The sequence below is a fragment of the Tsuneonella dongtanensis genome (assembly GCF_001698205.1).
GTDB lineage: Bacteria > Pseudomonadota > Alphaproteobacteria > Sphingomonadales > Sphingomonadaceae > Tsuneonella > Tsuneonella dongtanensis.
In genome coordinates this window covers 1,418,342-1,442,546 of the sequence record NZ_CP016591.1, presented here as the reverse complement: position 1 = coordinate 1,442,546, position 24,205 = coordinate 1,418,342, and the positions used below count along the sequence as shown (strand labels likewise).

Below are 24,205 nucleotides of genomic sequence, written 5' to 3'. Positions count from 1 at the left end.
TGGGTTGCGGGCGTCAGATCAGCGCGAACAGGCGCCCGGCGATCCAGCCCATGCTGACCGACAGTGCGACCGCAAGCAGGCCGTAGATGAACGAGTTTTCCTGCGCGAAGATTTCGACCAGCCGTTCGAATCCCACCTTGCGCACCTGCACTTCGGCGATGGCGGACGACACGACGCGCCCGCCGGTGACGGCAAAGGTCTCTGCGGTGTAGGTCCCCGTCGTCACGTTCGAAGGCAGCGAGATGCGGGCCTGGTACAGAACGCCTTCGCTGATCGTGACGCCGCGCATGTTCTCCTTGTAGAGCCCCTGCCGCCGCTTCAGGTCGACGAGCCCGGCCGAAAAACGTGCCTGCTCTTCGGGATCGATAACGCCGGTGGGCGAAAGCTGGATGAACTGCGTACCGAATTCGTAGATCGCGGCGGTCTTTTCGTCGACGATCTCTTCGATCGGCTTCGACGAGGCGACCGCGAAGTAGGAAGGCGCAGACCGGAAATCGGTGCTCGACGCATTGATCCAGACCCCGCCGACCTTGTCCTTCTCGCGAAGGCGGATCGGTTGCGACGGTCCCTTGAGCACGACGACGACATCGTAGCCGCGCGCCGAGCGCGTGCCCGCGGGGTCGAGGATCGCCCCGAAGAGCAGCAGCTCCGTGCCGGTGAATCCCTGCCGTACGCGCACTTCGTGCTGGCTGACCTCGGGCACCAGTATCGGATCGCGCTGCGCCCAGGCAGACGATGCAGGCAGGAATGCCAGCAGGAGCGCGACAAGGGCGAGCAGTCGCATCACAACGGGCTGACCGTGTAGATCTCGTCGGGCCGTACACCCAGTCCGAACAGCATCCGCAATGCCACCAGAAGGACGATCGCAGCCAGCACCAGCCGCAGCGCTTCGGGACGCGCCTTCTGCGCGAGCTGGGAGCCGATCTGCGCTCCCGAAACGGATCCGAGCAGCAAAAGCCCGGCGAGCACGATGTCGACTGCCTTGGTGGTCAGCGCGTGCATCATCGTGGTGACCATCGTCACGAACAGGATGTTGAAGAGGCTCGTGCCGACGACGACGCCCGCGCTCATGCCGAGGATGTAGAGCATCGCCGGCACCAGGATGAAGCCGCCGCCAACGCCCATCAGCATCGTCAGGATGCCCACCGCCACGCCGAGGATCAGCGGCGCGAGCGGCGAAATGTACAGCCCCGAGCGATAGAACCGCCAGCGCATCGGCAGGGATGCCACCAGGGGGTGGTGGCGTCTCTTGGCGACAACCGGACGCTCTCCGGTCTTGCTGGCCCGGATCGCGGTCCATGCCTCGCGCGCCATGAGCGTACCGATCGTGCCGAGCATGACCACGTAGAGTATCGAGATGACGGTATCGATCTGCCCGAGCGACTGGAAGAAACGGAACAACAGCGCGCCGATACCGCTGCCGATCGCGCCACCCGCAACCGTCACGAGGCCCATGCGATAGTCGACCCCTCCACGCCGATTGTGGGCCAGGACGCCCGAAACGCTCGCCCCGGTGACCTGCGTCGAAGCCGACGCAGCGGCCACGGTCGGAGGAATGCCGTAGAAGATGAGCAGCGGTGTCGTCAGGAACCCTCCGCCGACCCCGAAAAGGCCCGAAAGCACCCCGGTCAGCGCGCCAAGCGCGACGATGAACAGTCCGTTGACCGACAGGTTCGCAATCGGAAGGTAGACGTCCATCGCCGTCCGCTTACGCGAGTGCGTTAAGCAGCGAAAGGCGGCGAGCCCTAGAATCCGGTCGAAAGCGTGAGTGCGAGTCCATCACCCGGGCGCGCCGTGCCCGCGACCTGGAAGCGGTAATCGATCGATATCCGGGCAGGCACCCCGGATTCGCGCATGTCGAGCGTCAATCCGGGCCCGACGTCGAGCCGACTGGCCAGTCTCTGCGCCCCGCCCCAGACGCCCGCGCCCATGCGGACCTCCGCAGCACCGAGCTGCACGATCGCACGATCCAGCCGGGCCTGCCCATCGACGAAGCCGGTTGCGAAATCGCCGCCTACCCATCCGGCCTGCACGTAGGTTTCGACCTTGGTCTCGAAGGGAAGCGCCAAGGGTGCCAGCTCGGTAACCAGCGCAGCAGCCGGACGAAGCTCGGTCCTGCCTCCGGCGCGCGTAGCCCGCGCTTCGGCCTGCAGCCGCACGGGTATCCGCGCAAGCGGCCTTGCGCCCAAACCGACGGCAAAATCGCTTTGCGCTATCCCTTCGGGAGCATGGGTCATCCGGAGGTAGGCATCCAATCCGCCACTGCGCGATGCGAGAGACCGGCGGGCGACCAGACCGCCCTGCGTGCCGCCATAGGCCGCCGCGGCGGGTCTCCCATTCGCCAGGCCCGTGCGGCTACCCCCGGATCGCCAGGCGTACCACCCGTCGACCCGCCACCGCCGCCCGGTCGCGCGACGGTCGGCTGGGGCCGAGGGCGAGCTTCCGCCTGACGCGACTTGGATAGGAAATCCGCCGGGTGAGCGGGGAGGCGGATCGTCGTTGACATCGATCCTCACGATCGCCGTCGGTGCCGTCCAGTCTTGTGCCCGGTTGACACTATCCCCGACGCGCACCGGACGAGCGCCTCGACCTGCCGGGAGACCTGGATTGTCGGCCGCGGGGCGATCGTCGGTGCCTTCGGCTGATGGCCCGCTTCGTATGGCCTCGGTCAGCGGAGCCGCTGTCTTTTTGACGTGTGCGAAGGTTCGCGCTTCCGGTCTCGCCGGGTCGATCGCGTCCGGGGCTTGCCAGAATGCCGCCCGCGCACCGATCCACGCTGCGAACAGAACGGCGAGCATGGCAAGCGGCTGGCCCCGGCGGCGCTGAGGCGTGATCCCATAGCTCACGCTCCGACCCTCGCCTCACGACGCAATGCCGGGTGGACGATATGGCAGGTCTTCTCCCAGCGCACCGCCGACCCTCGCAGCACCGCAAGGTAATCGAACAGGGCTCGCCTTCCGGCGAGTATGGCGATGACATTTGCCACGGGGATGCGCAGCACTGCGCGCACACCCTCGACCCACCCGTATTCGCGCATGGTAAAGGCGAAGCGCCACACCGCACGCCAGGCAAAGCTCAGCAGGTTGACCCCGACGAGCACGGTGACCGCCGTGGTCACCTGGACGGCCGGCGCCAGACCGAAACGATGCCCGAGCCACCCTGCCGCAGCGACGATGAGGAGCAGGTACGCCGATGCGAGCACCAGAGCCGTCAACGGTCCGCGTCGGTCTCGAAGGCGCATCCATATGTCGGCCGGGCGCGCGCTCCATCCAAGGCGATCCCACGATTGCAGCGCGATGCCGTGAACCCACCGGGTTTTCTGCCGTACCGCACTGCCGATGGTTGCGGGAAAGCAGGCGCGCGTCGCGACGAGTCGGCCATCGGCACTGCGGCAGCGGAGGAAGCGGGACCGCCCGCCCATTGCTGTCACGCCGAGACCCAGTTCGTAGTCCTCGGTAAGGCATTCGGCTGCGAACGGCCCGTCCTGACCCCGCCGGTCTGCAAGCTCCGTCAGGATGCCGCGGCGGATTGCACAGCCGACGCCCGCGGTGGGAATTCCCGTGCCCAAGGCATCCCGCACGACCATTGCCTTGCCGTGCGCCTCGGCGAATTCCTCGCAGTAGTGGGAAGCGATCCAGCGCGACTGGGCGAGCGGCTCGGGCAGGACCGGCAGCTGGGCAAGGTCGACATCCTCCAGTGCCGTATCGAGCACACCGAGCGCGGCGGGGTCGACCATGTCTTCGGCATCGTGAATCACGACCATTCGCGTCGGCACGCCGCCTCGCACTTCGTCATCTTCGAGCGCACGGAAAATCCGGTTGAGGCAGTCTGCCTTGGTGCTCGGGCCGTCGCGATCGTGGATCACCAGCCTGAGCCTGGGATCGTTGTCGGCCGCAGCGATGACTGCTTCGGCGGTAAGCGGGTCGTTGCGATAGGTGCCGATGTAAAGGCGCAGGTCGTCCTGCGGCCAGACAGACAACGTGTGCCGAACGGTTGCGCCGATGACCCCGGCCTCGCGCCAGGCCGCTATGAAAACCGCCGCGCTGCCCGAAAGCGGCGCCGGCGATCCTGCCGCAGGGGGCAGGCGCACGGTGCGCGCCCGACCGGTGACCCGCAGCCACAACCAGACGAGATCGACAGCAAACTCGTCGAGAGCGCCGATGAGGAAGAAGAAGCCGGCGAATAGCAATAGTTCGTGCTCGACGAGCACAAGCCATTCCCCGGGCGTGAGTAGCCCAGCAGGCAAGTGCGACCCCCGTACTGCCTAGCGCGATCGGCCCTCACTTGTCATGCCGCGGCGTTAGCGTCAAACTAATAACGTGCTGACTTTTGAGTAAATCGGCAGCTAAAGAGGAATTAAGGTGCTCCGAAGTAGAAGCCGTTATTTGGCTCTTTCAAGGCAAAGAAAAGGCCGCCGAGGACCCCCCGGCGGCCTGAAACTATGCAGCCCCTTAGCGGGCGTCAGGCGGGACAGCGGCTGTCGCGCATCGGCGGCGCGCTGGTGCGCGTCTGCCAGCTGCCATCGGGCGCCTGGTATTTTTCACCGGGCGCAGTCCTGGCAATCGCGAGGCAGCCAGCGGTCAGCGCGTATTCCTCGAGCGTGGCATTCGCCGCGCGCGCCTTGTCGGCGTACACCGCGCGCCGCTTGATGTTGATGTCGTCGACGATCCTCTGGAGCGCGGCAGTGCTCGCCCCGACGATCCCGAGATAGCCGTCCATCTTCTCGCCCACCTGGCCAGCGGACCGCGCCGCGTCGTACGCGGGGTCGCGCTGCGCGAGCGCAGGGGCGGCGAGCATGCTCGCGGCGGCGAAGGCGATCATAATCTTGCGCATCAGAAAATGTCCTCGTTTTCCTCGATCGTATTGCCCGCGTCGGCCGCGAGCCGGTAGATCACTTCCTGCCGGATATTAACGTTGAGTTCGATGACGATCGGCTTGTCGGGCGCGGTTACCTGCACGCACCCACCGAGCATCGCCGCGCCCAGCATCATCGCCGGCAGCGCCCTGCCCCATCCGCTCTTCCTTGGGTCCCCTGTCATCGAGGAGATTGTCGCAAGCCCGTGAGGCCGGGTCAATTCACGATGCATCATGGCTTTTTCTCGCTTTCCGAGGTCTGAACAGGCGGTTGGTCGGGGATAATGTCTTCGGGCTTCACCGCCGGGGGTGCCGGGCTGACGGCGCGCTGCAGGACGCGGCCATCGTCCGTCAACAGGCCGAGTTCACGCGGGTCGCGTACCGATGCCGGATCGTACATCGACTTGATCGAGGTTATCAGCTGGTAGAACGGCGCGGTGATGTTGAGATTGAAGCGGATCGGCAGGTTCTCGAACCGCCTGGTGATGAAGTTGCGCTTGGCATCGGCGCCCTGCTTGACCCCGTCGAAGCGCACCTTGGTCACGATTTCGCCGGTGAGGCTGCCGTCCATCGCGATCGACATCTGCCTGTAATCGAGCGATTTCAGCGCATCGAAGGCGAAATTCGCCATGGTGCCGAGGTCTTCGCGCGTGAGTTCGCCGACGTAGGAGACATTGCCCCCCGGCGGCCGTGCGATCAACAACCCTCCCTCGATCCGCCCGTTGCCATCAGTGTCGAATACGATCGGGATGGTGCCGTCGAACGTTCCGGTGGCAGCAATGTTCGACAGTTCCATCCGTTGCACGAACTGCGCGGCCTCGAGCCCCTCGATCTCGAAGACGTAGCGCCGCTCCTCGCTCGTGCCGAGGTTGAGGCTCGTCGAGCGCAAGGTGAGCGTCCCGCCCATGAAGGGCCAGGTAGCCCCTTCGACCCCGAGGAACTGGCCATCGCGGAGCGCGAAGACGAGTTCGCCGTCGCCCACCTCGATCCCCGGATTGACCGACGCGATCCGTATCCGCTGGTTGGGCGCCGTCGTCAGGCTCAGGAGGTCGGTGAACTCGATGGTTCCGCTGGCCCCCTTCACCGGTCCGAACGCGGCGGCGAAATCGAGCGAGTCGCTGGTGAACGTGCCGCGGCTCGTCACCCCGCCTTCCGTCCAGTCGATGCGGCCGGTCCCGCGAACGGTTCCCCGCGCGTTGGCGATGACGCCCAGAGCCAGCGGGCTGAGCGTATCGGGCTGGAGGTTGCGGTCGAACAGCAGGTCGTTGACCGCAAGGTCCGCGTGGCCCGTGCCGGTGGCGAGATTGTGCACGATATCGACCGCGGTCACCGCGCGCTGCGAGGCCGGCTCCTTGAGCGTCGCCTCCGCCCGGATCACGTTGTCCTGAAGCGTCAGCCGTCCATCATCGGCCACGAGCGGGTTGAACCGCGGCGCCGCCTGGCGATCGACCAGCCGGAAACTCGTGTCGGCCACCGTCAGAACCCCGCCCGCGTAGCGCCAGGACCCGTTGGTGTTCTCGAGGTTCATCGGCACCTGGAACAGGCGGATGTCGGCATCCTCGAAGCGGCCGGCGATATCCGTGCCGAACGTAGCGGTCAGGTTCGATATCCGGAACGTGCTCGCGGTCGATGCCGGGCCGAGGCTGACATCGACTGCCCGTGCGCTCATGGCCCCCGGATATGCGAAACCGACCGGGCCGCTGCGCAGGCGGATCGGCGTGTCCGCCAGCCTTCCGGCAAGATCGAGCGAGGGCATTCCCGCCGCGATGCGCAAGCCGCGACCGTCCTGCCGAACGATCGGCTGGCCGCGGCTCGGGCACAGCGTCAGGCCGCGTCGCTCGAGGCTCAAGGAAGCGAGCGCGAGGCTATCGAAGCGCACGTCGATGCAGCGATTCCACAAGGCCAGCCCGCCGCGTGCCGAATAGTTGCCGCTGATCGGCAAGGCGAGGTTGCGGGTCGATCCCCCCGGAAGCGGCCCGCTGGCGACGGCCTGTCCCGAGAAGCCGAGAGCGCCGTCCGGGGCCTGCGCCAGAACCAGTTCGGGGATCGACAGGGCACTGCCGCCTGCCGAGTATTCGGCCATGCGCAGCCTCAGAACCGCATTACCGCCCGGGGCCCGCTCCATCCGCCCGACGATGCGGGGCAAGCCATTCCCGCCACTGGCGAGGTTGCCCGACAGGCGCGGCAGCCCGTTGGCGGTCGTGGTCACCTGCACGCGGCTCAGCGCCAGCAGCGTGGCCCCGCTGCCACCGCGAAGAGTGGCTTCGGGGATCTGGACGCTGGTCACCTCGCCCGTGCGCCGGGCCGACAACGAGGCAACCAGACTGCTCGCCCTGCCTTCGCGCGCCAGGGCCGTGCGGGCCTGCGCCACGAGCGGCGCGAGCAGCGTGCCCTGTGCCGAACGCGCCGCCTCGGCGAGCATCCGGTCGAGCCCGTCGCCCATGCGCACGCCGTTGCCTTCGATATCGGCCTGCGCTTCCAGCGTTTCGAAGCCGTTTCGCCCACGGACGGTGCCTTTAGCGGTAAGGAGCGCTGCTTGCGCTTGCGGATGCGCGAACCCTCTCGCCGCGAGCGAATAGCGCGCAGTCAGCGCATCGTTGCGCCAGACCGCGCGGACCGTGCCGTTGACCCCGTTCGCGCGCGTGCCGGCCGCCGCGAGCACACCGGTAGCGATACGCCCGTCGCCCTCGACGCCGGCAAGGTCCTTGTCCATCGTCGCATCGAGCGCGATCGCCGCATCGGCGAGGCGGATACCCTGATCGCGGCATTCGAGGGCACGGACTCGCAGGGGTCCCTCGACCGTTGGCTTGCCCGCCGAAGTGGTCACTTTGCCATAAAGGCTCGCACCTTGTGCCTCGCACCCCCCGCCGTCGAGGCGAGGCGCCGCGACCGCGAGTATTCCGGAGAAACCGTCGTCGATCGGTCCCGTACCGTCGGCCTTTATGCCGATCGGTCCGAAGTCGCTTTCTATCAGCGCGCGGCCATCGACCAGCCGCAGATCCAGCGCCGGGAGGCCGGGAGGTTCGCCGGTGTCGCGGAACAGCGCCTTGTCGAGGCTCCCGAAGCTCAGCGTTCCCCCGCGCAGCGTGCCGAACAGGCGCGGACGTACGAGCGTGATGCGCCCCAGCGTGGGCGTGCCGAGCCTGTAGCGGATCGCGACTTCGGCGCGCTCGATGGTCAGGTCAGGGTTGTCGGGGTCGCCGACAACGATGTTCGTGAGGACCTGGCGGTCGGGCCCGATGCGCTCGATCTCGTAGGTCGCGGGGATGTCATATTCGCGCAGCTGCCCCGCGATGAAATTGCCCGCGATCCGCTCACGCGAGAACCAGAGGGCGGCCAGTGCCACCAACAAGGAGATTGCGATGATCGCGAGCACGCGCGGCCAGCGCCGGCGGTGCCGGGCCGGGGCAACCTGTTCGACTTCGCCGGTACCCTCGGCCATTAACCCCCACTTGCGTGCGCGCGCGCCCGCAGGCATTGCGCAGCTAAGTCAACGCAGTGACGGGGGAAAGGTTGCCGCAGGCTGAAGGGAAAATGCCCGACGGCGGCCATGCGGGGCACCGCGCGCGCCTGCGGGAGCGCTTGCTCAACGGCGGGGCGGAGGCGCTCGCCGACTACGAGATACTCGAATTCCTGCTCTTTGCCGCCAACCCGCGTGGCGACACCAAGCCGCTCGCCAAGGCTCTTTTGGCCCGGTTCGGATCGCTCAATGCTGTGCTGAACGCCGAGCCGGGCGCGATCCAGCAGGTCAAGGGCATGGGCGAAGGCGGAGCGGCCGCGCTGAAGGCCGTGGCCCTCGCCGCGCGGCGCATGGCGAGGAACGAGGTCCAGGACAAGCCGGTGCTCGGAAGCTGGCAGGCGCTGATCGACTATCTCACCATCGACATGGCGCACCTGACGGTCGAACGCGTGCGCGTGCTCTACCTCGATACGCGCAACCGTCTGATCGTCGACCATCACGTGGGCGACGGATCGATCGACGAAGCGGCGATCCACCCGCGCGAGGTCGTGCGCAAGGCGCTCGACGTGGGGGCGACCGCCCTGATCCTCGTCCACAACCATCCGAGCGGCAATCCCGAGCCGAGCCGCGCGGACATCGAGATCACCCGGCGCATCGCCGAGGCCGGTCGCCTGCTCGGCATCGTCGTCCACGACCACGTGATCGTCGGCCGCCAGGGCCATGCGAGCCTGAAGGCGAAGGGGTTGATATAGCGGCCCCGCACCCGTAGCGGCTCCGCGCAACGCCCAACCGGAGTCTCAGATGGTCCCCCGCTACGCCCGCCCCGCCATGACCGCGATCTGGGAGCCGGAGGCGCGTTATCGCATCTGGTTCGAGATCGAGGCGCACGCGACCGAGAAGCTGGGCGAGCTCGGCGTCGTTCCCGAGAGCGCGGCGAAGGCGCTGTGGGACTGGTGGGCGACCGATCCGAAGATCGACGTCCCCGCGATCGACGCGATCGAGGCGGTGACCAAGCACGACGTGATCGCCTTCCTCACCTGGGTCGCCGAGCAGGTCGGCGACGAAGCGCGCTTCATGCACCAAGGCATGACCAGTTCCGACGTGCTCGACACGACGCTGGCGGTGCAGCTTGCCAAGGCGAGCGACCTGCTGCTGGAAGACCTCGACCTGCTGCTGGCTGCCATCAAGCGCCGCGCGGAGGAGCACAAGTACACCCCCACCATCGGCCGCAGCCACGGCATCCATGCCGAGCCGGTGACCTTCGGCCTCAAGCTCGCGCAGGCCTATGCCGAGTTCGCGCGGTGCCGCGAACGGCTGATCCATGCGCGCCGCGAGATCGCGACCTGCGCGATTTCGGGCGCGGTCGGTACGTTCGCCAACGTCTCGCCCGAAGTGGAGGCGCATGTCGCGGAGCGGCTCGGCCTCGCGGTCGAGCCGGTGTCGACGCAGGTCATCCCGCGCGATCGGCACGCGATGTACTTCGCCACGCTCGCGGTGATCGCCGGCTCGATCGAGCGGCTGGCGGTCGAAATCCGCCACCTCCAGCGCACCGAAGTGCTCGAAGCGGAGGAGTACTTCTCGCCCGGGCAGAAGGGCTCTTCGGCGATGCCGCACAAGCGCAACCCCATCCTGACCGAGAACCTCACCGGCCAGGCCCGCATGATCCGCGCCTATGCCCTGCCCGCGCTCGAGAACGTCGCCCTGTGGCACGAGCGCGATATCAGCCACTCCTCGGTCGAGCGGTTCATCGGGCCCGACGCCACCATCACGCTCGACTTCGCGCTCGCGCGGCTGACCGGCGTCGTCGACAAGCTGCTCGTGTACCCTGAGCGGATGCAGAAGAACCTCGACCGGATGGGCGGCCTCGTCCACTCGCAGCGGGTGCTTCTGGCTCTCACCCAGGCGGGCGTGAGCCGTGAGGATGCCTACCGCCTCGTCCAGCGCAACGCGATGAAGGTGTGGGAGAGCGACGGCGCGCTGTCGCTGCTCGACTTGCTCAAGGCCGACGCCGAAGTCGCCGCCGCGCTATCCGCCGAGGCGCTCGAGGAGAAATTTGACCTCGAATACCATTTCAAGCACGTCGACACGATCTTCGCGCGGGTGTTCGGGAGCTGAGGCGCCCCACCCTTCCCTTGCGAGACCTTCGCGGTTAAGCCCGCACCAACGGCCAGAACGGGGAGCCACGCCGCAATGCAGATCATCCGCACCATCGCCTGGGCTCTGCTGCTCGTGGTCCTTCTCGGCTTCAGCTTCTTCAACTGGAAGCCGGTCGAAGTGCAGATCTGGGAGAACCTGGTCCTCGAGACGAAAGTGCCCGCGCTGGTCATCGTCTCGTTCCTGCTCGGCCTCGTACCGATGTGGCTGATCCATCGCGGTACCAAGTGGCGGCTCCAGCGGCGCATCTCGGGTCTCGAGTCCGCCGCGCGCAGCGCCGCGGTTGCCCCGCCGGCGACCACCGCACCCGCGACTGCCGCGCCGGTCGACACCGCCCCTGTCGTTGCGTCCGTGCCGACCCCGCCGCGCCCGGACCCGGATGACGGCCCGCTCGACCGGGACGACCGCCAGCCGTGAGCAATCCCGTCTACCTCGCGCTCGACCTGCCCCGGCTCGAGGATGCAAAAGCACTCGCGACCCGGGTCAAGGCGCACGTCGGGGGCATCAAGCTCGGGCTCGAGTTCTTCTGCGCACACGGCCACCACGGCGTCCACGAGATCGCGCATGTCGGCCTGCCGATCTTCCTCGACCTCAAGCTGCACGACATTCCCAACACCGTCGCAGGCGCGATGCAGTCGATTCACGTGCTCGAGCCGGCGATCGTCACCGTCCACGCAAGCGGCGGAAGGGCGATGATGGAAGACGCGAAGGCCGCCGCGGGCGAGCACTGCAAGGTCGTCGGCGTGACCCTGCTGACCAGCCTCGACGAACGCGACCTGGCCCGCACGGGGGTTCAGGGTTCGGCGCACGACCAGGTCATGCGGCTGGCGGAGCTTTCCGAGGCCGCCGGGCTCGACGGGATCGTCTGCTCGGGTCACGAGGTCGCCGCGGTGCACAAGCAGTGGAAGCACGGCTTCTTCGTGGTGCCGGGCCTGCGGCTGCCGGAGGGCAAGATCGGCGACCAGAAACGCGTCGTCACCCCGCGCAAGGCGCGCGACGACGGGGCGAGCGTGCTCGTCGTGGGCCGGCCGATCAGCCGCGCCGAAGATCCGGTGACGGCCGCCCGCGCGATCGAGGCGACGCTGTAGCATCATGACCAGAAGACTCGTGAAGGTATGCGGGCTGACCACGCCCGAAACGGTCGACGCCGCGGTGGATGCGGGCGCCGACTACATCGGCCTCAACCTCTATCCGCCCAGCCCGCGCTATGTGCCGGTCGATCAGGCGGTGAAGCTGCGCATGCGCATCCCGCCGACGACGAAGGTCGTGCTGCTGCTGGTCAACGAGCAGCCGATCCCGACCGCGCAGATGGTCGATGCGGTGAAGCCCGATGTCGTCCAGTTCCACGGCGGCGAGACCGCGCAGTGGCTGGGGATGCTCAAGGGCGCGGTGAAGGAGGAAATCTGGAAGGCGATCGGCGTAAAAAGCGCCGACTCGCTCAAGAATGCGCTCCGCTTCAAGGGTGCGGCGCACCGCCTGCTCTACGACGCCGCCCCGGGCGTGCTGCCGGGCGGCAACGGGGTGGCGATCGACTGGACCCTGCTCGCCGGCTTCTGTCACGAGATTCCTTGGGGCCTCGCCGGGGGGCTGACGCCGGACAATGTGGGCGAGGCCGTCCGCATTTCGGGCGCCGAACTGCTCGACGCATCGAGCGGCCTCGAGAGCGCGCCGGGGGTCAAGGACGTGGGCAAGATCCGCGCCTTCATCGAGGCGGTTCGCGCGGCCTGAGCCATTCTATCTCGACTCGGCGGCGCGACAGCGCCAAGGGGAGCGCGCAATGGCAACGAACCCCAATTCATTCGGCAACCAGCCCCCCGCGAAAGCGAACAGCTTTCGCCAGATGCCAGACTCGCGCGGGCATTTCGGCGACTATGGCGGCCGCTACGTCGCCGAAACGTTGATGCCGCTGATCCTCGAGCTGGAGAGCGCCTATCGCGCGGCGAAGGCCGATCCGGCTTTCCAGGCGCAGTTCGACGACCTGCTCGAACACTACGTAGGCCGCCCCAGCCCGCTCTATTTCGCCGAGCGGCTGACCGAGGCGCTGGGCGGGGCGCAGGTGTGGTTCAAGCGCGACGAGCTCAACCACACCGGCGCGCACAAGATCAACAACTGCATCGGCCAGATCCTGCTCGCGATCCGCATGGGCAAGACGAAGATCATCGCCGAGACCGGCGCGGGCCAGCACGGCGTCGCCACCGCCACCGTCTGCGCGCGGTTCGGCCTGCCCTGCACGATCTTCATGGGCGCGACCGACGTTTCCCGCCAGCAGCCCAACGTGTTCCGCATGAAGCTCTTGGGCGCGGAGGTGATCCCGGTCACCAGCGGCGCGGCGACGCTGAAGGACGCGATGAACGAGGCGCTGCGCCACTGGGTCGCGAACGTCGAGGACACGTTCTACATCATCGGCACCGCAGCCGGCCCGCATCCCTACCCCGAGCTCGTGCGCGACTTCCAGAGCGTGATCGGCAAGGAAGCGCGCGAGCAGATGTTGTCGCGGACGGGCTGTCTGCCCGACCTGCTCGTCGCGGCGATCGGCGGGGGCAGCAACGCGATCGGGCTGTTCCACCCGTTCCTCGACGACGCCGACGTTAAGATGCTCGGCGTCGAGGCGGCGGGGCACGGGCTCGACAAACAGCACGCCGCCAGCCTCGCGGGCGGCGCGCCGGGGGTGCTTCACGGCAACAAGACCTACCTGCTGCAGGACGAGGACGGCCAGATCGCCGAGGCGCACTCGATCAGCGCCGGCCTCGACTACCCCGGTATCGGGCCGGAGCACGCGTGGCTCAAGGACATCGGCCGGGTAGAGTACACCGCGGTGACCGACGACGAGGCATTGGACGCCTTCCAGCTCCTCTGCCGCACCGAGGGCATCATCCCCGCCCTCGAACCCAGCCACGCCATCGCCGCCGTCGCCAAGCGCGCGAAGGAGATGGATCGCGACGCGGTGATCCTCGCCAACCTGTGTGGGCGGGGGGACAAGGACATCTTCACCGTGGCGGATGCGCTGGGAGTTGAGATGTGAAGCAAGGAACCGTTGCAGGCGCCCTAGCCGACTTTGCGCTGATGATGATCATTTTCACGATCATCAATTTGCTCTTCCAGCATGGCCTCAACTTCGCCTCGTGGGACATCCAGGAAACCCAGATCACGTATAATACGACGCTGGCTGCGGTTCTTGCAGTTGGATGGTTGGTGCGGAGAAGGTTCTTTTGATCCGCCTCGCCTCCGCCTTCGTCCAAAAATCACCCGAAGGGATTCGCCGCCCCGCCTTCGTCGCGTTCATCACCGCGGGCGACGGCGACACCGCGGCCAATCTCGACGCGCTGGTCGCGGGGGGTGCGGACGTGATCGAGCTGGGCATGCCGTTCACCGACCCGATGGCCGACGGCCCGGCGATCCAGGCGGCGAACCTGCGTAGTCTGGGCGCGGGCACTACCACGCGCGACGTGCTGATGATCGCCAACGAGTTCCGCGAGCGCCACCCGGAAGTGCCGCTGGTGCTGATGGGCTATGCCAACCCGATGATCCGCCGCGGACCCGAGTGGTTCGCCGCCGAAGCGAAAGGCTGCGGCGTCGACGGGGTGATCTGCGTCGACATTCCGCCCGAGGAGGACGACGCGCTCGGCCCCGCGCTGCGCGCCGAAGGGATCGACCTGATCCGCCTCGCCACCCCGACCACCGACGCGGCGCGGCTACCGACCGTGCTGAATGGATCGTCTGGGTTCGTCTATTACGTCTCGGTCGCCGGGATCACCGGGCTGCAGCAGGCGGCGACCGCATCGATCGCCGGCGCGGTCGCGCGGCTGAAGGAGGCGACCGACCTGCCGATCGCGGTCGGCTTCGGCGTGCGCACCCCCGAGCAGGCCGCCGCCATCGCTAGGGTGGCGGACGGCGTCGTAGTCGGCTCGGCGCTCGTCGAGCTGTGCGAGAAGCATGGCGCCAACGCGCCGGAACACATACAGGCGCTGACCGCTTCCCTAGCAGAAGCCGTTCACTCGTCACGGAGAGTACCCGCATGAGCTGGCTCAGCCGCGTCCGCAATTCGCTCCCGTTCGTCGCCAAGCGCGAAACGCCCGACAACCTTTGGATCAAGTGTCCGAGTTGCCAGGAAATGCTCTTCGTCAAGGAGTACGAAGAGAACCTCCACGTCTGCCCGCGCTGCGACCATCACGGGCGGATCAACGCCGATACCCGGCTGGCGTTGCTGCTCGACGCAGGATTCGACCTGCTGCCCCAGCCAGAGGTCAAGGAAGATCCGCTCAAGTTCAAGGACACTTCGAAGTACACCGACCGTCTCAAGAAGGCGCGTGCGTCCAACGCGCATCAGGACGCATTCAGCGTCGGCTCGGGCGTGATCGACGGTCGCCCCGCGGTGGTCGGGGTGCAGGACTTCACCTTCATGGGCGGCAGCATGGGGATGGCCGTGGGCACGGCGTTCTGTGCGGGCGCCGAGCGCGCGCTCACCCGCAAGTGCCCCTACATCGTCGTCACAGCCGCAGGCGGCGCGCGGATGCAGGAAGGCATCCTCAGCCTGATGCAGATGCCCAAGGCGACCGTCATGACCCGGCGCCTCAGGGCCGCGGGCCTGCCCTACATCGTCGTCCTGACCGACCCAACGACCGGCGGCGTCACCGCGAGCTACGCCATGCTGGGCGACGTGCACATCGCCGAGCCCGGCGCGCTCATCGGCTTTGCCGGACAGCGCGTGATCCAGGACACGATCCGCGAACAGCTCCCCGAAGGCTTCCAGCGCGCCGAATACCTGCACAAGCACGGCATGGTCGACATGGTGGTCGAGCGGAAGGACCTGAAGGCGACGCTGGCGACGCTGATTGACTACCTCGCGCCGAAGAAGGCGGCGTAACCGCGCCAGGAGAATTCGCTTTCCTACAGGGTGTGCCTCGTGCTTGGGAGACCGGCCGTCATCGCACCCTGCATTTTCGGCATGTCGTTGGATTACAACAAGTTGCGGTTCGGTTTTGGTGTCGCTTTAGTGTCGCCTTTCGATCTGCACGGAGCATGACGTGAAAGACTTCGCGACCTCCTCCGACCCGGCGGTCCAGGCGCAGCTCGACCGGTTGGCAGAGCTGTCGGTGCCGCAGGGCCGGCTCGGGCTGGATACGATCCGCGCGCTGCTCGCCCGCCTCGGCGATCCGCACCTTAGCCTGCCGCCGGTGTTCCACGTCGCCGGGACCAACGGCAAGGGATCGACCTGCGCCTACCTGCGCGCGATGCTGGAGGCGGAAGGGTATAAGGTTCATGTCACCACCAGCCCGCACCTGGTGCGCTACAACGAACGCATCCGTGTCGCGGGCGAGCTGATCTCCGACGCGCGCCTCGCGGCGGTACTCGGCGAAGTGCTCGATGCGGGCGCCGACCTCCAGCCGAGCTTCTTCGAGGTCACCATCGCCGCCGCCTTCACCGAGTTCGCGCGGGTTCCGGCCGACGCCTGCGTGGTCGAAGTCGGGCTCGGCGGGCGGTTCGATGCGACGAACGTGATACCGCGCCCCGCGGTGTGCGGGATCGCCAGCCTGGGTATCGACCACGAGCGTTTCCTGCTTGCGCCCGAGCAAGGCACCCCGGACGTTCCGATCGCCCGCATCGCGTTCGAGAAGGCCGGCATCTCCAAGCCCGGCGTCCCCCTGGTCACCCTCAACTACGACGACCTCGTGCACGAAACGATCGCCGAGCAGGCCGAGCGGGTGGGCGCGCCGCTACGCGATGCAGGGCGCTGGTGGCATTTCGGCCACGGCACCGGGGATCGGCTGTCCTATCGCGACACGCAGGGCGAACTGAGCCTTCCGCGCCCGGCGCTTCGTGGGGAGCATCAGTACGCGAATTGCGCGCTGGCGGTCGCCATGCTGCGGCACCAAGAAGTGCTGACCGTGTCGCCCTCCGCGATGGAGCGGGGCGCCACGCATGCGGTGTGGCCGGGCCGGATGCACCGCGTCGCCGCGGGCCCGCTGTCCGGCACGCGCGAGGTCTGGCTCGATGGCGGGCACAACCCGGATGCCGGGGAGATGCTGGCGTGGCATTTCGCCGGGAGGCGGATCCATCTTGTCATCGGGATGCTGGCCAACAAGAACCCGGCGGCGCTGACCGGTCCGCTGGGACCCAGCCTGGCCAGCATCACTGTCGTGCCGGTCCCCGGTCACGACCATCACTCGGCCGCAGCGTTCGGTGACGGGGTTGCCGAGGCGCCCGACGTGGCGGCAGCACTCGCGGCCTTGCCGGACGATGGCCTTCCGGTGCTGATCGCCGGTTCGCTCTACCTCGCGGGCGAGGTCCTGCGCGCGAACGGCGAACTTCCCGACTGACTATTCGGCTGGAACCGGCTGCCCTGCCTCGGGAGCGACCACGCCGGCGTCGCGGCCCATGCGCTTCTGGCGCCACCACTCCAGCACGACGAGGACCACCGCGCCAAGGCCGATCCAGGTGGTGAGGATGAAGACGTCGTAGAACCCGCGATCCTCGATCATCTCGCCCAAGGCGCCGCGGCCGATCGTGCCGATCAGCAGGGTCAGCGACGACAGCAAGGCATACTGCACCGCGGCGTACTGCTTCGACACGATCGACGAGAGCCAGGCGATGTAGGCGGCGCCGGCGATGCCGATGGCGAGGTTCTCGCCGCCGATCGTCACCATCAGCTTGGCGAGCTTCGGGTCCGCTCCCGCGCCCGCGACGAGATTGGTGAGGCCGATCGCGTTGCTTACCGCCTCCATCCGGAGACCACCCACCGCCATGTCGGCGTAGAGCAGGTTGGTGAGTGCAGCGAGAATCCCGCCGATCAGCAGCGTCGCCATGCGCCCGATCACGGTCAGCATCCACCCGCCCAGCGCAAGGCCCAGCACGATCGCGCCGACCCCGAAGAACTTCGAGGCGAAGGCCACCTGGTCGTTGGTGTACTGCAGTTCGCCGAGGTAGAACGGGTAGGCGAAGGTGCCCCAGATCGCGTCGCAGATGCGATAGGTGAGCACCACCGCCATGATCAGCACGAGCGACCAACCCAGCCGCCCGACGAACTCTACGAGCGGCAACAGCAGCGCGCGATAAAGGTGGTCGACCACGAAGCCGCTGCGCCCGTCGAGATCCTCGGCGAGCACGTTGACACCCTTCCTCTTCTGGCCTGCCAGCCACCCGGCGACGAGCGCGGGAAGGACGACGGTCGCGACGATGATCCACGGTCCGAAGTTGAGCGTGAAGTCGGTGGGATTGGGCCGGTCCTCGGGCGCGCTGGTCAGCGACTGGACCATGAATACCAGAACCACGCCGATCGCTCCGGCCCACAGCGCCGCGACCACCGCGAGCGCCTTCGCGCGCACTCCCGGCGCGATCTCGCCTGCGCGGTTCAGCTCGGCCAGTGTCTCGTCGTAGGCATCCTGTTCGGCCGCGGTGCGCATCCCGGAATCGGGCGCCCACAGGCCGACGAAGCCGATCGCGAGCAGGATCACCCCCATCAAGGCATATGTCTGGGGCCAGCCGATCCGTGCCGCGATGACGAGGCCCAGCGCGCCGCCGACGAGCGATGAAAGGCGGTAACCCATCTGGTAGATCGTCGAGAGGATATCGAGCGTCGCTTCCTCGTCCGCCACGTCGATGCGCCAGGCGTTGATCGCGATGTCCTGCGTCGCCGAAGCGAACGCGCCGATCCCGGCAAGCAGAGAGAACATGCCGAGCGCGGAACGCGGGTCGAGCAGGCTCATCGTCACGAGGATCGCGCCCAGAATGAGCTGCGCCGGCACGATCCACTGCTTGCGCTTGCCAAGCTTGCGGAAGCCCGGGATGTCGACCTTGTCGATCAGCGGCGACCAGAGGAACTGGAAGGCATAGGCCAGCCCGATGAGGCTGAAGACGCCCATCGTCTCGAGATCGACCTCGGCCTCGGTCAGCCAGGCATAGAGCGTGCCCAGGAACAGAGCGAAGGGCAGTCCGCTGGCGAACCCGAAGAGCAGCATGAAGCCGGTCTTGCGGTTGTTCAGCGCACGCCCCAGGATACGCCAGCTCGACGGCTTCTTCGCGACTGCCTCTTCCGCCATTCCCTGTGCGTCCTTCCCGTGACCCTCGTTTCGTGCGACACTTAGCGCGGGAAGAGGAATAAGGAAGCGTCGCCATGAACGAGGCCGTAACGCTCCGTGGAAAACGCCCGACCGACGGGCAACTTGCGCTGGCCGAGGCTCTCGCGCGCGGCGAGGAGCGCCCTTCGAGCGGGATCACGACTGTGCCTGCGTCGGTCTACACCGACCCCGATCACTTCGCGCGCGAGAAGTCCGCGCTGTTCGATCGCGTGCCGAGCGTTCTCATGCCGAGCGCACTCCTGCCCGAACCGGGCATGGCGGTGCCGCACGACCTCACCGGGCGACCCTTGCTGGTGACGCGCGACAAGGCAGGCGCGATTCACGTTTTCCTGAACGTCTGCCGCCACCGCGGCACCCGGCTGGTCGAAGGCGGCGAGGCGGAGTGCACCGCGCGGTTGGTGTGTCCCTACCATGCATGGACCTACCGGCTCGACGGGGCCTTGCTCGCCCTGCCCCGCCCCGACAGCTTCCCGGGACTCGACAAAAGCGATTACCACCTCGTCGAATTGCCGAGCCGCGAGGCCGGGGGCCTCATCTGGTATTCGCCGGTCGAGCACGCCGATTTCGCGCTCGCCGACACGCTCGGCGCGGACATGGCGGCGTTCGGCACGCCCGAACACTTCCTGTTCCGCCGCAAGACGCACAGCGTCGCGGGAAACTGGAAGCTGATCATGGACGCATTCCTCGAAAGCTACCACGTCACCCGCCTGCACGCGAAGACGATCGGACCGTTCTTCAAGGACGGAGTGACGAGCGGCGACATGATCGGCCCGCATGCGCGCAGTGCCGTGGGCAGGGTCGACGAACTCGACGGGGTCGACCTGACCGACATGACCGCGCTGCGCCGCCGGGTGACCTATGCCTACCAGCTTCTCCCCGCGACTATCGTGATCGCCAGCCCCGACTACATCAACGTGATGGCGCTGTGGCCGCAGGCGGTCGACGGGACGCTGGTCGAGGATTTCATGCTGATCCCCGAGCCGCCCGCGACCGACAAGGCGCGCGACCATTGGGAACGCTCGTGGGCGCTGCTCGACGGCGGGGTCTTCGCGGGCGAGGACTTCCGCGCCGCAGAGCTCGGCCAACAGGGCCTTTCGACCGGCGTGGTACCGCACCTCACCATCGGCACGCTGGAGGGCGGCATTTCCCGCTTCCACGAGACCGTCAGCGAGGCGTTGCGCGCGGCCAATTGAGCGCCTAGTTGCGCGCCATGCCCCCCGAAACCAAACCGCAAGGCGAACGCATCGCCAAGCTGCTTGCGCGCGCAGGCGTCGCGAGCCGCCGCGAGGTCGAGCGGATGATCGCCGACGGTCGCGTGGCGATTGATGGCAAGGTGCTGGATACTCCCGCGACGATCATCCCCAACCTCAAGGGCGTGAGCGTCGACGGCAAGCCGGTGGCGCAGGCCGAGCCGGCGCGCGTCTTCGCCTTTCACAAGCCGTCCGGCCTGATCACCGCCGAGCGCGATCCGCGGGGCCGCCCGACGATCTACACTGCATTGCGCAATGCATTGCCGAAAGGCGCACCCCGGGTGATGCCGGTCGGCCGGCTCGACCTCAACACCGAAGGGCTGCTGCTTCTCACCAACGATGGCGAGCTGAAGCGCGCGCTCGAACTGCCGGCTTCCAACGTGCCGCGCACCTACCGCGCGCGCGCGTTCGGCGATGTCAGCCAGTCGCAGCTCGACGAGCTGATCGAAGGCGTCGAGATCGACGGGGTACGCTACGGCAAGATCGAGGCGGACCTGGACGGCGGAAAGGGCCGCAACCAGTGGATTCTGCTCACGCTGACCGAGGGCAAGAATCGCGAGGTGCGCCGGGTGCTCGAATATCTTGGCCTGCAGGTCAGCCGCCTGCTGCGCGTGGGCTATGGTCCTTTCAACCTGGGCGACCTGCCGCGAGGCGCTGTCGCCGAGATTCCGCAGGTTCAGGTCGAGAGGCTGCGCAAGAGCCTTCGCAAATGAGGGTCGTCGCCGGGGAATGGCGCGGTCGCAAGCTCGTCGCACCGAAGGGCGAGGCGACCCGGCCGACTGCTGATCGCACGCGCGAAACCATGTTCAACATGCTCGTGAGCCGCGTCGGAAGCTTCGAGGGGCTCACTGTCGCCGACCTTTTCGCCGGATCGGGCGCGCTCGGGCTCGAGGCATTGTCGCGCGGCGCGGCTTCGTGTCTTTTTGTCGAGCAGGACAAGGCGGCACTCGACACGATCCGCGCGAATGTCGCCGCGCTGGATGCGCGCACGCGTGCGACGGTCTCGGCAGGATCGGTGATGAGCCTGGGTCCGGCAAAGGTGCAGCATGATTTGCTCCTTCTCGACCCGCCCTATGGTACCGGCGCTGCGGGTGTCGCGCTCGACCGGCTGCTGAGGCTCGGCTGGATCGGCCCGGCGACATGGATCGCAGTAGAAACGGGTGCGAAGGAGGATCTGGCGGTCCGGGGGCTTGCCATGGAAGCCGAACGCAAGGTCGGCAAGGCGACCATCCGGCTTCTTCGTCTGGAGCAATAGGAAAGGGGCGCCACCCGCCTGGGTAGCGCCCCTCTCGCTTGCCGTCCTGGCGGCGGTTACATCGACGCCGAGGTCTTCATCGGCTTCTTGCCCGGGATCTCGCTGGCGGGCTTCCCCGGCCAGTAATTGAGGGGGCGGTTGCCGTAGTTCAGCCCGGCTTCGCGCGGGTTGATGCAGCTGTCCTGCATGTCGCCCTTGCAGGGCGGATATTCGGTCTTGGCAGTGGCGTTGGTCAACGCCGGGGTGGTCTGGACCACCGAGTTGCTCACGAAACGCGGGCTGCCCACGACTGCATTGGTGGCCGCCGCTGTGGTCGCGGCCATTGCGGTGGCCGAAGCGTTGGCAGACGGCATCGAGGCAAGCTGGTTCTCGATCGCGGCCCAGGCGGCGAAACGCTCTTCCGGCGTCATCGCATAGACCTTGGCGCGCTGTTCGTCGGTCAGCAGCCACCAGCCATTCTGCTGCGGCTCGCTGAGCGTCCAGTAGTAGGTCTGATAGTTATAGGGCCAGCTAGTGTAGAGCGTCTGGCGCTCTGCCGGCCAGGCATCATACACGACCTGCTGCGGCTGGGTCAGGACATAGACCTGACCGTCGGCGGTAACGGCAACGTCCTGCGCGGCGGCGGGGGCGGCAATGGCCAGCGCGGCAGCGCCGGCGAGAATCAACGTCTTCATGTCATACTCTCCGAGATGGCTATTGCGCTGAATACGCACGGGTCTTGCTGCCGGTTCCGCCATGCCCTTGCGCCCAGGGTCGATGTTCCCTAGCTGTTCACGTCCGCCATGAATTCCGAAACCGCCCTTCCCGCAAACGCCGATCGAGGCGATATTCCCGCGTATGCGCAAGGACTTAACGCGCCACAGCAGCAAGCGGTGCTGACCACCGAAGGCCCGGTGCTGATGCTTGCCGGCGCGGGTACGGGCAAGACTGCGGCACTCACCGCACGCCTTGCACACCTCGTCGCGATGCGGCTCGCGTGGCCGAGCGAGATTCTCTGCGTCACCTTCACCAACAAGGCCGCGCGCGAGATGCGCGAGCGCGTGGGGCGGCATATCGGCCAAGCCGTGGAGGGTATGCCGTGGCTAGGCACCTTCCACTCGATCGGGGCCAAGATGCTGCGCCGCCATGCCGAGCTTGTCGGGCTGCAGGCCAACTACACGATCATCGACACCGACGACCAGTTGCGTCTGCTGAAGGCGATGATCGTTGAGGCCGGGCTCGACGAAAAGCGCTGGCCCGCGCGCCAGCTCGCCGGCCTGATCGACCGCTGGAAGAACCGCGGGCTCAACCCGCAAGACCTCGATGCGGTGGAGAACGAGGCTTACGCCAACGGCAAGGGGCAGGAATTCTACGCTCGCTACCAGGAGCGGTTGAAGGCGCTCAACGCCTGCGATTTCGGCGACCTGCTGCTCCACATGCTCAATGTGTTCCGGTCGCACCGGGAAGTGCTCCAGCAGTACCAGCAGCGCTTCAAGTACATCCTCGTCGACGAGTACCAGGACACCAATCAGGTCCAGTACCTCTGGCTCCGGCTCCTCGCGCAGGAGCGCAAGAACATCTGCGTGGTGGGGGACGACGACCAGTCGATCTACTCGTGGCGCGGGGCCGAGGTCGCCAACATCCTCAAATTCGAAAAGGATTTCCCCGGCGCGGCGGTGATCAAGCTTGAGCAGAACTATCGCTCGACCCCGCACATCCTCGCCGCCGCATCGGGCCTCATCAATGCCAACAGCGAGCGGCTCGGCAAGACGCTGTGGACCGAAGTGCCGGCCGGCGAAAAGGTCCGCGTGATCGGGGTGTGGGACGGGCCCGAGGAAGCCCGCCGCGTCGGCGAGGAGATCGAGCGGCTGGAGCGCGAGGGGGCGGGTCTCGACCAGGTCGCGATCCTCGTGCGGGCGCAGTACCAGACCCGCGAGTTCGAGGACCGCTTCATCCAGATCGGCCTCAACTATCGCATCGTCGGCGGCTTCCGCTTTTACGAGCGCGCCGAAATCCGCGACGCGCTCGCCTACTTGCGCGTCATCGCCCAGCCCGCGGACGACCTTGCGTTCGAGCGGATCTACAACCAGCCGAAGCGCGGGCTCGGCGCCAAGACGCTGGAGCAGATGCACCGCCATGCGCGCGCCACCGGTCTGCCGCTTGCCGCCGCTTCGCTGCAACTGGCGGACACCGACGAGCTGCCGCCCCGCGCGCGCGGCACGATCGCGGGTTTGATGGGCCAGTTCCTGCGCTGGCGCGACATGGCCGAAACGACGGTTCCGGCCGAGCTGATCCGCACCGTGCTCGCCGAGAGCGGCTACGAAGCGATGCTCAAGGCGGAAAAGAGCGCCGAGGCCGCCGGGCGTCTCGAGAACCTCAGCGAGCTTGCGCGCGCGATGGAGGAATACGACACCCTCCAGGACTTCCTCGAGCATGTCGCGCTGGTGATGGACAACGACCGCGCCGACGATGGCGAGAAGGTCACGATCATGACCATCCACGCCGCGAAGGGGCTCGAATTCGACCACCTGTTCCTGCCTGGGTGGGAGGAAGGCGTGTTCCCAAGTCAACGCGCGCTCGACGAGGGTGGGCTGGCTTCGCTGGAGGAAGAACGTCGGCTCGCCTACGTCGCGATCACTCGTGCGCGCCGCCGCTGCACGATCCTCCATGCTGCCAACCGCCGCATCTACGGTCAGTGGACGAGCAGCATTCCCAGCCGGTTCGTCGGAGAGCTGCCGGCGGATCACGTGACCGAGGAAACCACCCTGACCGGCGGCGCCAGCCTCTGGCGCGCGCAGATGAGCGAGCACGACGATCCCTTCGCGCACCTCGCCCGCGCCCAGCCCGCGCGCACCCTGACCCGCGGCCCCGGATGGCAGCGGGCGCTGACCACCGGTTACGATTCCACGCCGCACCGCGTGAAGGAAAACACCCGCAGTGCCGCCAGCTTCGCCGCCAAGCCCCGGGCCGACATCGCGATCGGCCAGCGCGTGTTCCACGACAAGTTCGGTTACGGCGAGGTGCTGGGCCAGGAAGGCAACAAGCTGGAAATCGAGTTCGAACAGGCGGGCCGCAAGCGGGTGATCGACAGTTTCGTCACCGCCGCGTGACGGCGTAGTTTCGCGCGGCTGAAACCAATCGGCCCCCCGTTCGCTGACTCGGGCGAAAAGGAGGCTCC

The 24,205-nt window shown here is 67.2% G+C and carries 23 protein-coding genes; 14 read left to right on the top strand and 9 right to left on the bottom strand.

Features of this window, described 5'->3' with window-relative positions; translation table 11 throughout:
* Positions 1–13: 13 nt before the first annotated feature.
* The 7 genes from A6F68_RS06915 to A6F68_RS06885 form a co-directional block, all read right to left on the bottom strand.
* Positions 14–784, bottom strand: coding sequence for a TIGR02186 family protein (locus tag A6F68_RS06915; protein WP_157096679.1), 771 nt, complete (start codon positions 782–784; stop codon positions 14–16).
* Entirely contained in the window at positions 784–1,698 is a 915-nt protein-coding gene (locus A6F68_RS06910; RefSeq protein WP_067677762.1) for a sulfite exporter TauE/SafE family protein, read from the bottom strand. The genes A6F68_RS06915 and A6F68_RS06910 overlap by 1 nt, the downstream gene beginning before the upstream one ends.
* Before the next feature lie 47 nt (positions 1,699–1,745).
* Complete coding sequence (locus A6F68_RS06905) at positions 1,746–2,846, bottom strand: hypothetical protein (RefSeq protein WP_067677759.1); 1,101 nt, start codon at positions 2,844–2,846, stop codon at positions 1,746–1,748.
* A complete protein-coding gene (locus A6F68_RS06900) occupies positions 2,843–4,246 on the bottom strand; it encodes a glycosyl transferase family protein (protein WP_067677757.1) in 1,404 nt (467 codons plus the stop codon). The genes A6F68_RS06905 and A6F68_RS06900 overlap by 4 nt, the downstream gene beginning before the upstream one ends.
* Before the next feature lie 215 nt (positions 4,247–4,461).
* Positions 4,462–4,833 (bottom strand): YdbL family probable chaperone protein, encoded by a 372-nt coding sequence (locus A6F68_RS06895; RefSeq protein WP_232308214.1) that lies wholly within the window; start codon positions 4,831–4,833, stop codon positions 4,462–4,464.
* Positions 4,833–5,039, bottom strand: a complete 207-nt coding sequence (locus A6F68_RS06890) for a YnbE family lipoprotein (protein WP_232308213.1) — start codon at positions 5,037–5,039, stop codon at positions 4,833–4,835. Before A6F68_RS06890 ends, A6F68_RS06895 begins: the two co-directional genes overlap by 1 nt.
* Positions 5,040–5,086: 47 nt before the next feature.
* Positions 5,087–8,296, bottom strand: a complete 3,210-nt coding sequence (locus tag A6F68_RS06885) for an intermembrane phospholipid transport YdbH family protein (RefSeq protein WP_067677752.1) — start codon at positions 8,294–8,296, stop codon at positions 5,087–5,089.
* A gap of 92 nt (positions 8,297–8,388) precedes the next feature.
* Here A6F68_RS06885 and radC point away from each other — a divergent pair, with 92 nt between their 5' ends.
* The 10 genes from radC (at position 8,389) to A6F68_RS06840 (ending at position 16,785) form a co-directional block, all read left to right on the top strand.
* Positions 8,389–9,066, top strand: coding sequence for a RadC family protein (radC, locus tag A6F68_RS06880; protein ID WP_067677749.1), 678 nt, complete (start codon positions 8,389–8,391; stop codon positions 9,064–9,066).
* A 49-nt stretch (positions 9,067–9,115) separates the two neighbouring features.
* Positions 9,116–10,429 (top strand): adenylosuccinate lyase, encoded by a 1,314-nt coding sequence (purB, locus tag A6F68_RS06875; protein WP_067677746.1) that lies wholly within the window; start codon positions 9,116–9,118, stop codon positions 10,427–10,429.
* Positions 10,430–10,504: 75 nt separating this feature from the next.
* Complete coding sequence (locus A6F68_RS06870) at positions 10,505–10,885, top strand: hypothetical protein (RefSeq protein ID WP_067677739.1); 381 nt, start codon at positions 10,505–10,507, stop codon at positions 10,883–10,885.
* Entirely contained in the window at positions 10,882–11,556 is a 675-nt protein-coding gene (gene pyrF / locus A6F68_RS06865) for an orotidine-5'-phosphate decarboxylase (protein ID WP_067677736.1), read from the top strand. The genes A6F68_RS06870 and pyrF overlap by 4 nt, the downstream gene beginning before the upstream one ends.
* A 4-nt stretch (positions 11,557–11,560) precedes the next feature.
* The gene (locus tag A6F68_RS06860) at positions 11,561–12,196 is read left to right on the top strand and encodes a phosphoribosylanthranilate isomerase (protein ID WP_067677733.1); all 636 of its coding nucleotides are present in this window, start codon (positions 11,561–11,563) and stop codon (positions 12,194–12,196) included.
* A gap of 49 nt (positions 12,197–12,245) precedes the next feature.
* Positions 12,246–13,490: a tryptophan synthase subunit beta gene (gene trpB / locus A6F68_RS06855; RefSeq protein ID WP_084001744.1), complete on the top strand. Its 1,245-nt coding sequence runs from the start codon at positions 12,246–12,248 to the stop codon at positions 13,488–13,490.
* Positions 13,487–13,681: a hypothetical protein gene (locus A6F68_RS14865; RefSeq protein ID WP_084001743.1), complete on the top strand. Its 195-nt coding sequence runs from the start codon at positions 13,487–13,489 to the stop codon at positions 13,679–13,681. Before trpB ends, A6F68_RS14865 begins: the two co-directional genes overlap by 4 nt.
* Positions 13,678–14,487, top strand: a complete 810-nt coding sequence (gene trpA / locus A6F68_RS06850; protein ID WP_074428290.1) for a tryptophan synthase subunit alpha — start codon at positions 13,678–13,680, stop codon at positions 14,485–14,487. Before A6F68_RS14865 ends, trpA begins: the two co-directional genes overlap by 4 nt.
* Positions 14,484–15,332, top strand: a complete 849-nt coding sequence (gene accD, locus A6F68_RS06845) for an acetyl-CoA carboxylase, carboxyltransferase subunit beta (protein WP_067677730.1) — start codon at positions 14,484–14,486, stop codon at positions 15,330–15,332. Before trpA ends, accD begins: the two co-directional genes overlap by 4 nt.
* Before the next feature lie 160 nt (positions 15,333–15,492).
* A complete protein-coding gene (locus A6F68_RS06840) occupies positions 15,493–16,785 on the top strand; it encodes a bifunctional folylpolyglutamate synthase/dihydrofolate synthase (protein ID WP_067677727.1) in 1,293 nt (430 codons plus the stop codon).
* Here the strand turns inward: A6F68_RS06840 and A6F68_RS06835 are convergent, their stop codons facing one another.
* Positions 16,786–18,504, bottom strand: a complete 1,719-nt coding sequence (locus A6F68_RS06835; RefSeq protein WP_067677725.1) for an AmpG family muropeptide MFS transporter — start codon at positions 18,502–18,504, stop codon at positions 16,786–16,788.
* 74 nt (positions 18,505–18,578) lie between these two features.
* On the opposite strand from A6F68_RS06835, the gene A6F68_RS06830 reads away from it, so the two are divergent.
* The 3 genes from A6F68_RS06830 to rsmD are packed head-to-tail and all read left to right on the top strand — an operon-like array spanning position 18,579 to position 21,048.
* Positions 18,579–19,736 carry an aromatic ring-hydroxylating oxygenase subunit alpha gene (locus A6F68_RS06830; protein ID WP_067677722.1) on the top strand — a complete coding sequence of 386 codons (1,158 nt, stop codon included), beginning with the start codon at positions 18,579–18,581 and terminating at the stop codon, positions 19,734–19,736.
* A gap of 17 nt (positions 19,737–19,753) precedes the next feature.
* Positions 19,754–20,506 carry a pseudouridine synthase gene (locus A6F68_RS06825; RefSeq protein ID WP_067677719.1) on the top strand — a complete coding sequence of 251 codons (753 nt, stop codon included), beginning with the start codon at positions 19,754–19,756 and terminating at the stop codon, positions 20,504–20,506.
* Positions 20,503–21,048, top strand: a complete 546-nt coding sequence (gene rsmD, locus A6F68_RS06820; RefSeq protein WP_067677716.1) for a 16S rRNA (guanine(966)-N(2))-methyltransferase RsmD — start codon at positions 20,503–20,505, stop codon at positions 21,046–21,048. The genes A6F68_RS06825 and rsmD overlap by 4 nt, the downstream gene beginning before the upstream one ends.
* Before the next feature lie 56 nt (positions 21,049–21,104).
* Here rsmD and A6F68_RS06815 read toward each other — a convergent pair whose 3' ends face one another.
* Positions 21,105–21,722 carry a hypothetical protein gene (locus tag A6F68_RS06815; RefSeq protein ID WP_067677713.1) on the bottom strand — a complete coding sequence of 206 codons (618 nt, stop codon included), beginning with the start codon at positions 21,720–21,722 and terminating at the stop codon, positions 21,105–21,107.
* A gap of 108 nt (positions 21,723–21,830) precedes the next feature.
* On the opposite strand from A6F68_RS06815, the gene A6F68_RS06810 reads away from it, so the two are divergent.
* On the top strand, positions 21,831–24,137 hold the full coding sequence (locus A6F68_RS06810; RefSeq protein WP_067677710.1) for an ATP-dependent helicase: 2,307 nt from the start codon (positions 21,831–21,833) through the stop codon (positions 24,135–24,137).
* The last annotated feature ends 68 nt before the right edge of the window (positions 24,138–24,205 follow it).

Bases quoted from the DNA above. Each gene is read 5' to 3' on its own strand.
- A6F68_RS06835 (WP_067677725.1), bottom strand. From the start codon at position 18,504: ATGGCGGAAGAGGCAGTCGCGAAGAAGCCGTCGAGCTGGCGTATCCTG.
- A6F68_RS06895 (WP_232308214.1), bottom strand. From the start codon at position 4,833: ATGCGCAAGATTATGATCGCCTTCGCCGCCGCGAGCATGCTCGCCGCC.
- A6F68_RS06815 (WP_067677713.1), bottom strand. From the start codon at position 21,722: ATGAAGACGTTGATTCTCGCCGGCGCTGCCGCGCTGGCCATTGCCGCC.
- accD (WP_067677730.1), top strand. From the start codon at position 14,484: ATGAGCTGGCTCAGCCGCGTCCGCAATTCGCTCCCGTTCGTCGCCAAG.
- radC (WP_067677749.1), top strand. From the start codon at position 8,389: ATGCCCGACGGCGGCCATGCGGGGCACCGCGCGCGCCTGCGGGAGCGC.
- A6F68_RS06915 (WP_157096679.1), bottom strand. From the start codon at position 784: ATGCGACTGCTCGCCCTTGTCGCGCTCCTGCTGGCATTCCTGCCTGCA.
- A6F68_RS06825 (WP_067677719.1), top strand. From the start codon at position 19,754: ATGCCCCCCGAAACCAAACCGCAAGGCGAACGCATCGCCAAGCTGCTT.
- rsmD (WP_067677716.1), top strand. From the start codon at position 20,503: ATGAGGGTCGTCGCCGGGGAATGGCGCGGTCGCAAGCTCGTCGCACCG.
- A6F68_RS06870 (WP_067677739.1), top strand. From the start codon at position 10,505: ATGCAGATCATCCGCACCATCGCCTGGGCTCTGCTGCTCGTGGTCCTT.
- A6F68_RS06860 (WP_067677733.1), top strand. From the start codon at position 11,561: ATGACCAGAAGACTCGTGAAGGTATGCGGGCTGACCACGCCCGAAACG.
- A6F68_RS06830 (WP_067677722.1), top strand. From the start codon at position 18,579: ATGAACGAGGCCGTAACGCTCCGTGGAAAACGCCCGACCGACGGGCAA.
- A6F68_RS06885 (WP_067677752.1), bottom strand. From the start codon at position 8,296: ATGGCCGAGGGTACCGGCGAAGTCGAACAGGTTGCCCCGGCCCGGCAC.
- purB (WP_067677746.1), top strand. From the start codon at position 9,116: ATGGTCCCCCGCTACGCCCGCCCCGCCATGACCGCGATCTGGGAGCCG.
- A6F68_RS06890 (WP_232308213.1), bottom strand. From the start codon at position 5,039: ATGACAGGGGACCCAAGGAAGAGCGGATGGGGCAGGGCGCTGCCGGCG.
- A6F68_RS06910 (WP_067677762.1), bottom strand. From the start codon at position 1,698: ATGGACGTCTACCTTCCGATTGCGAACCTGTCGGTCAACGGACTGTTC.
- A6F68_RS06810 (WP_067677710.1), top strand. From the start codon at position 21,831: ATGAATTCCGAAACCGCCCTTCCCGCAAACGCCGATCGAGGCGATATT.
- trpB (WP_084001744.1), top strand. From the start codon at position 12,246: ATGGCAACGAACCCCAATTCATTCGGCAACCAGCCCCCCGCGAAAGCG.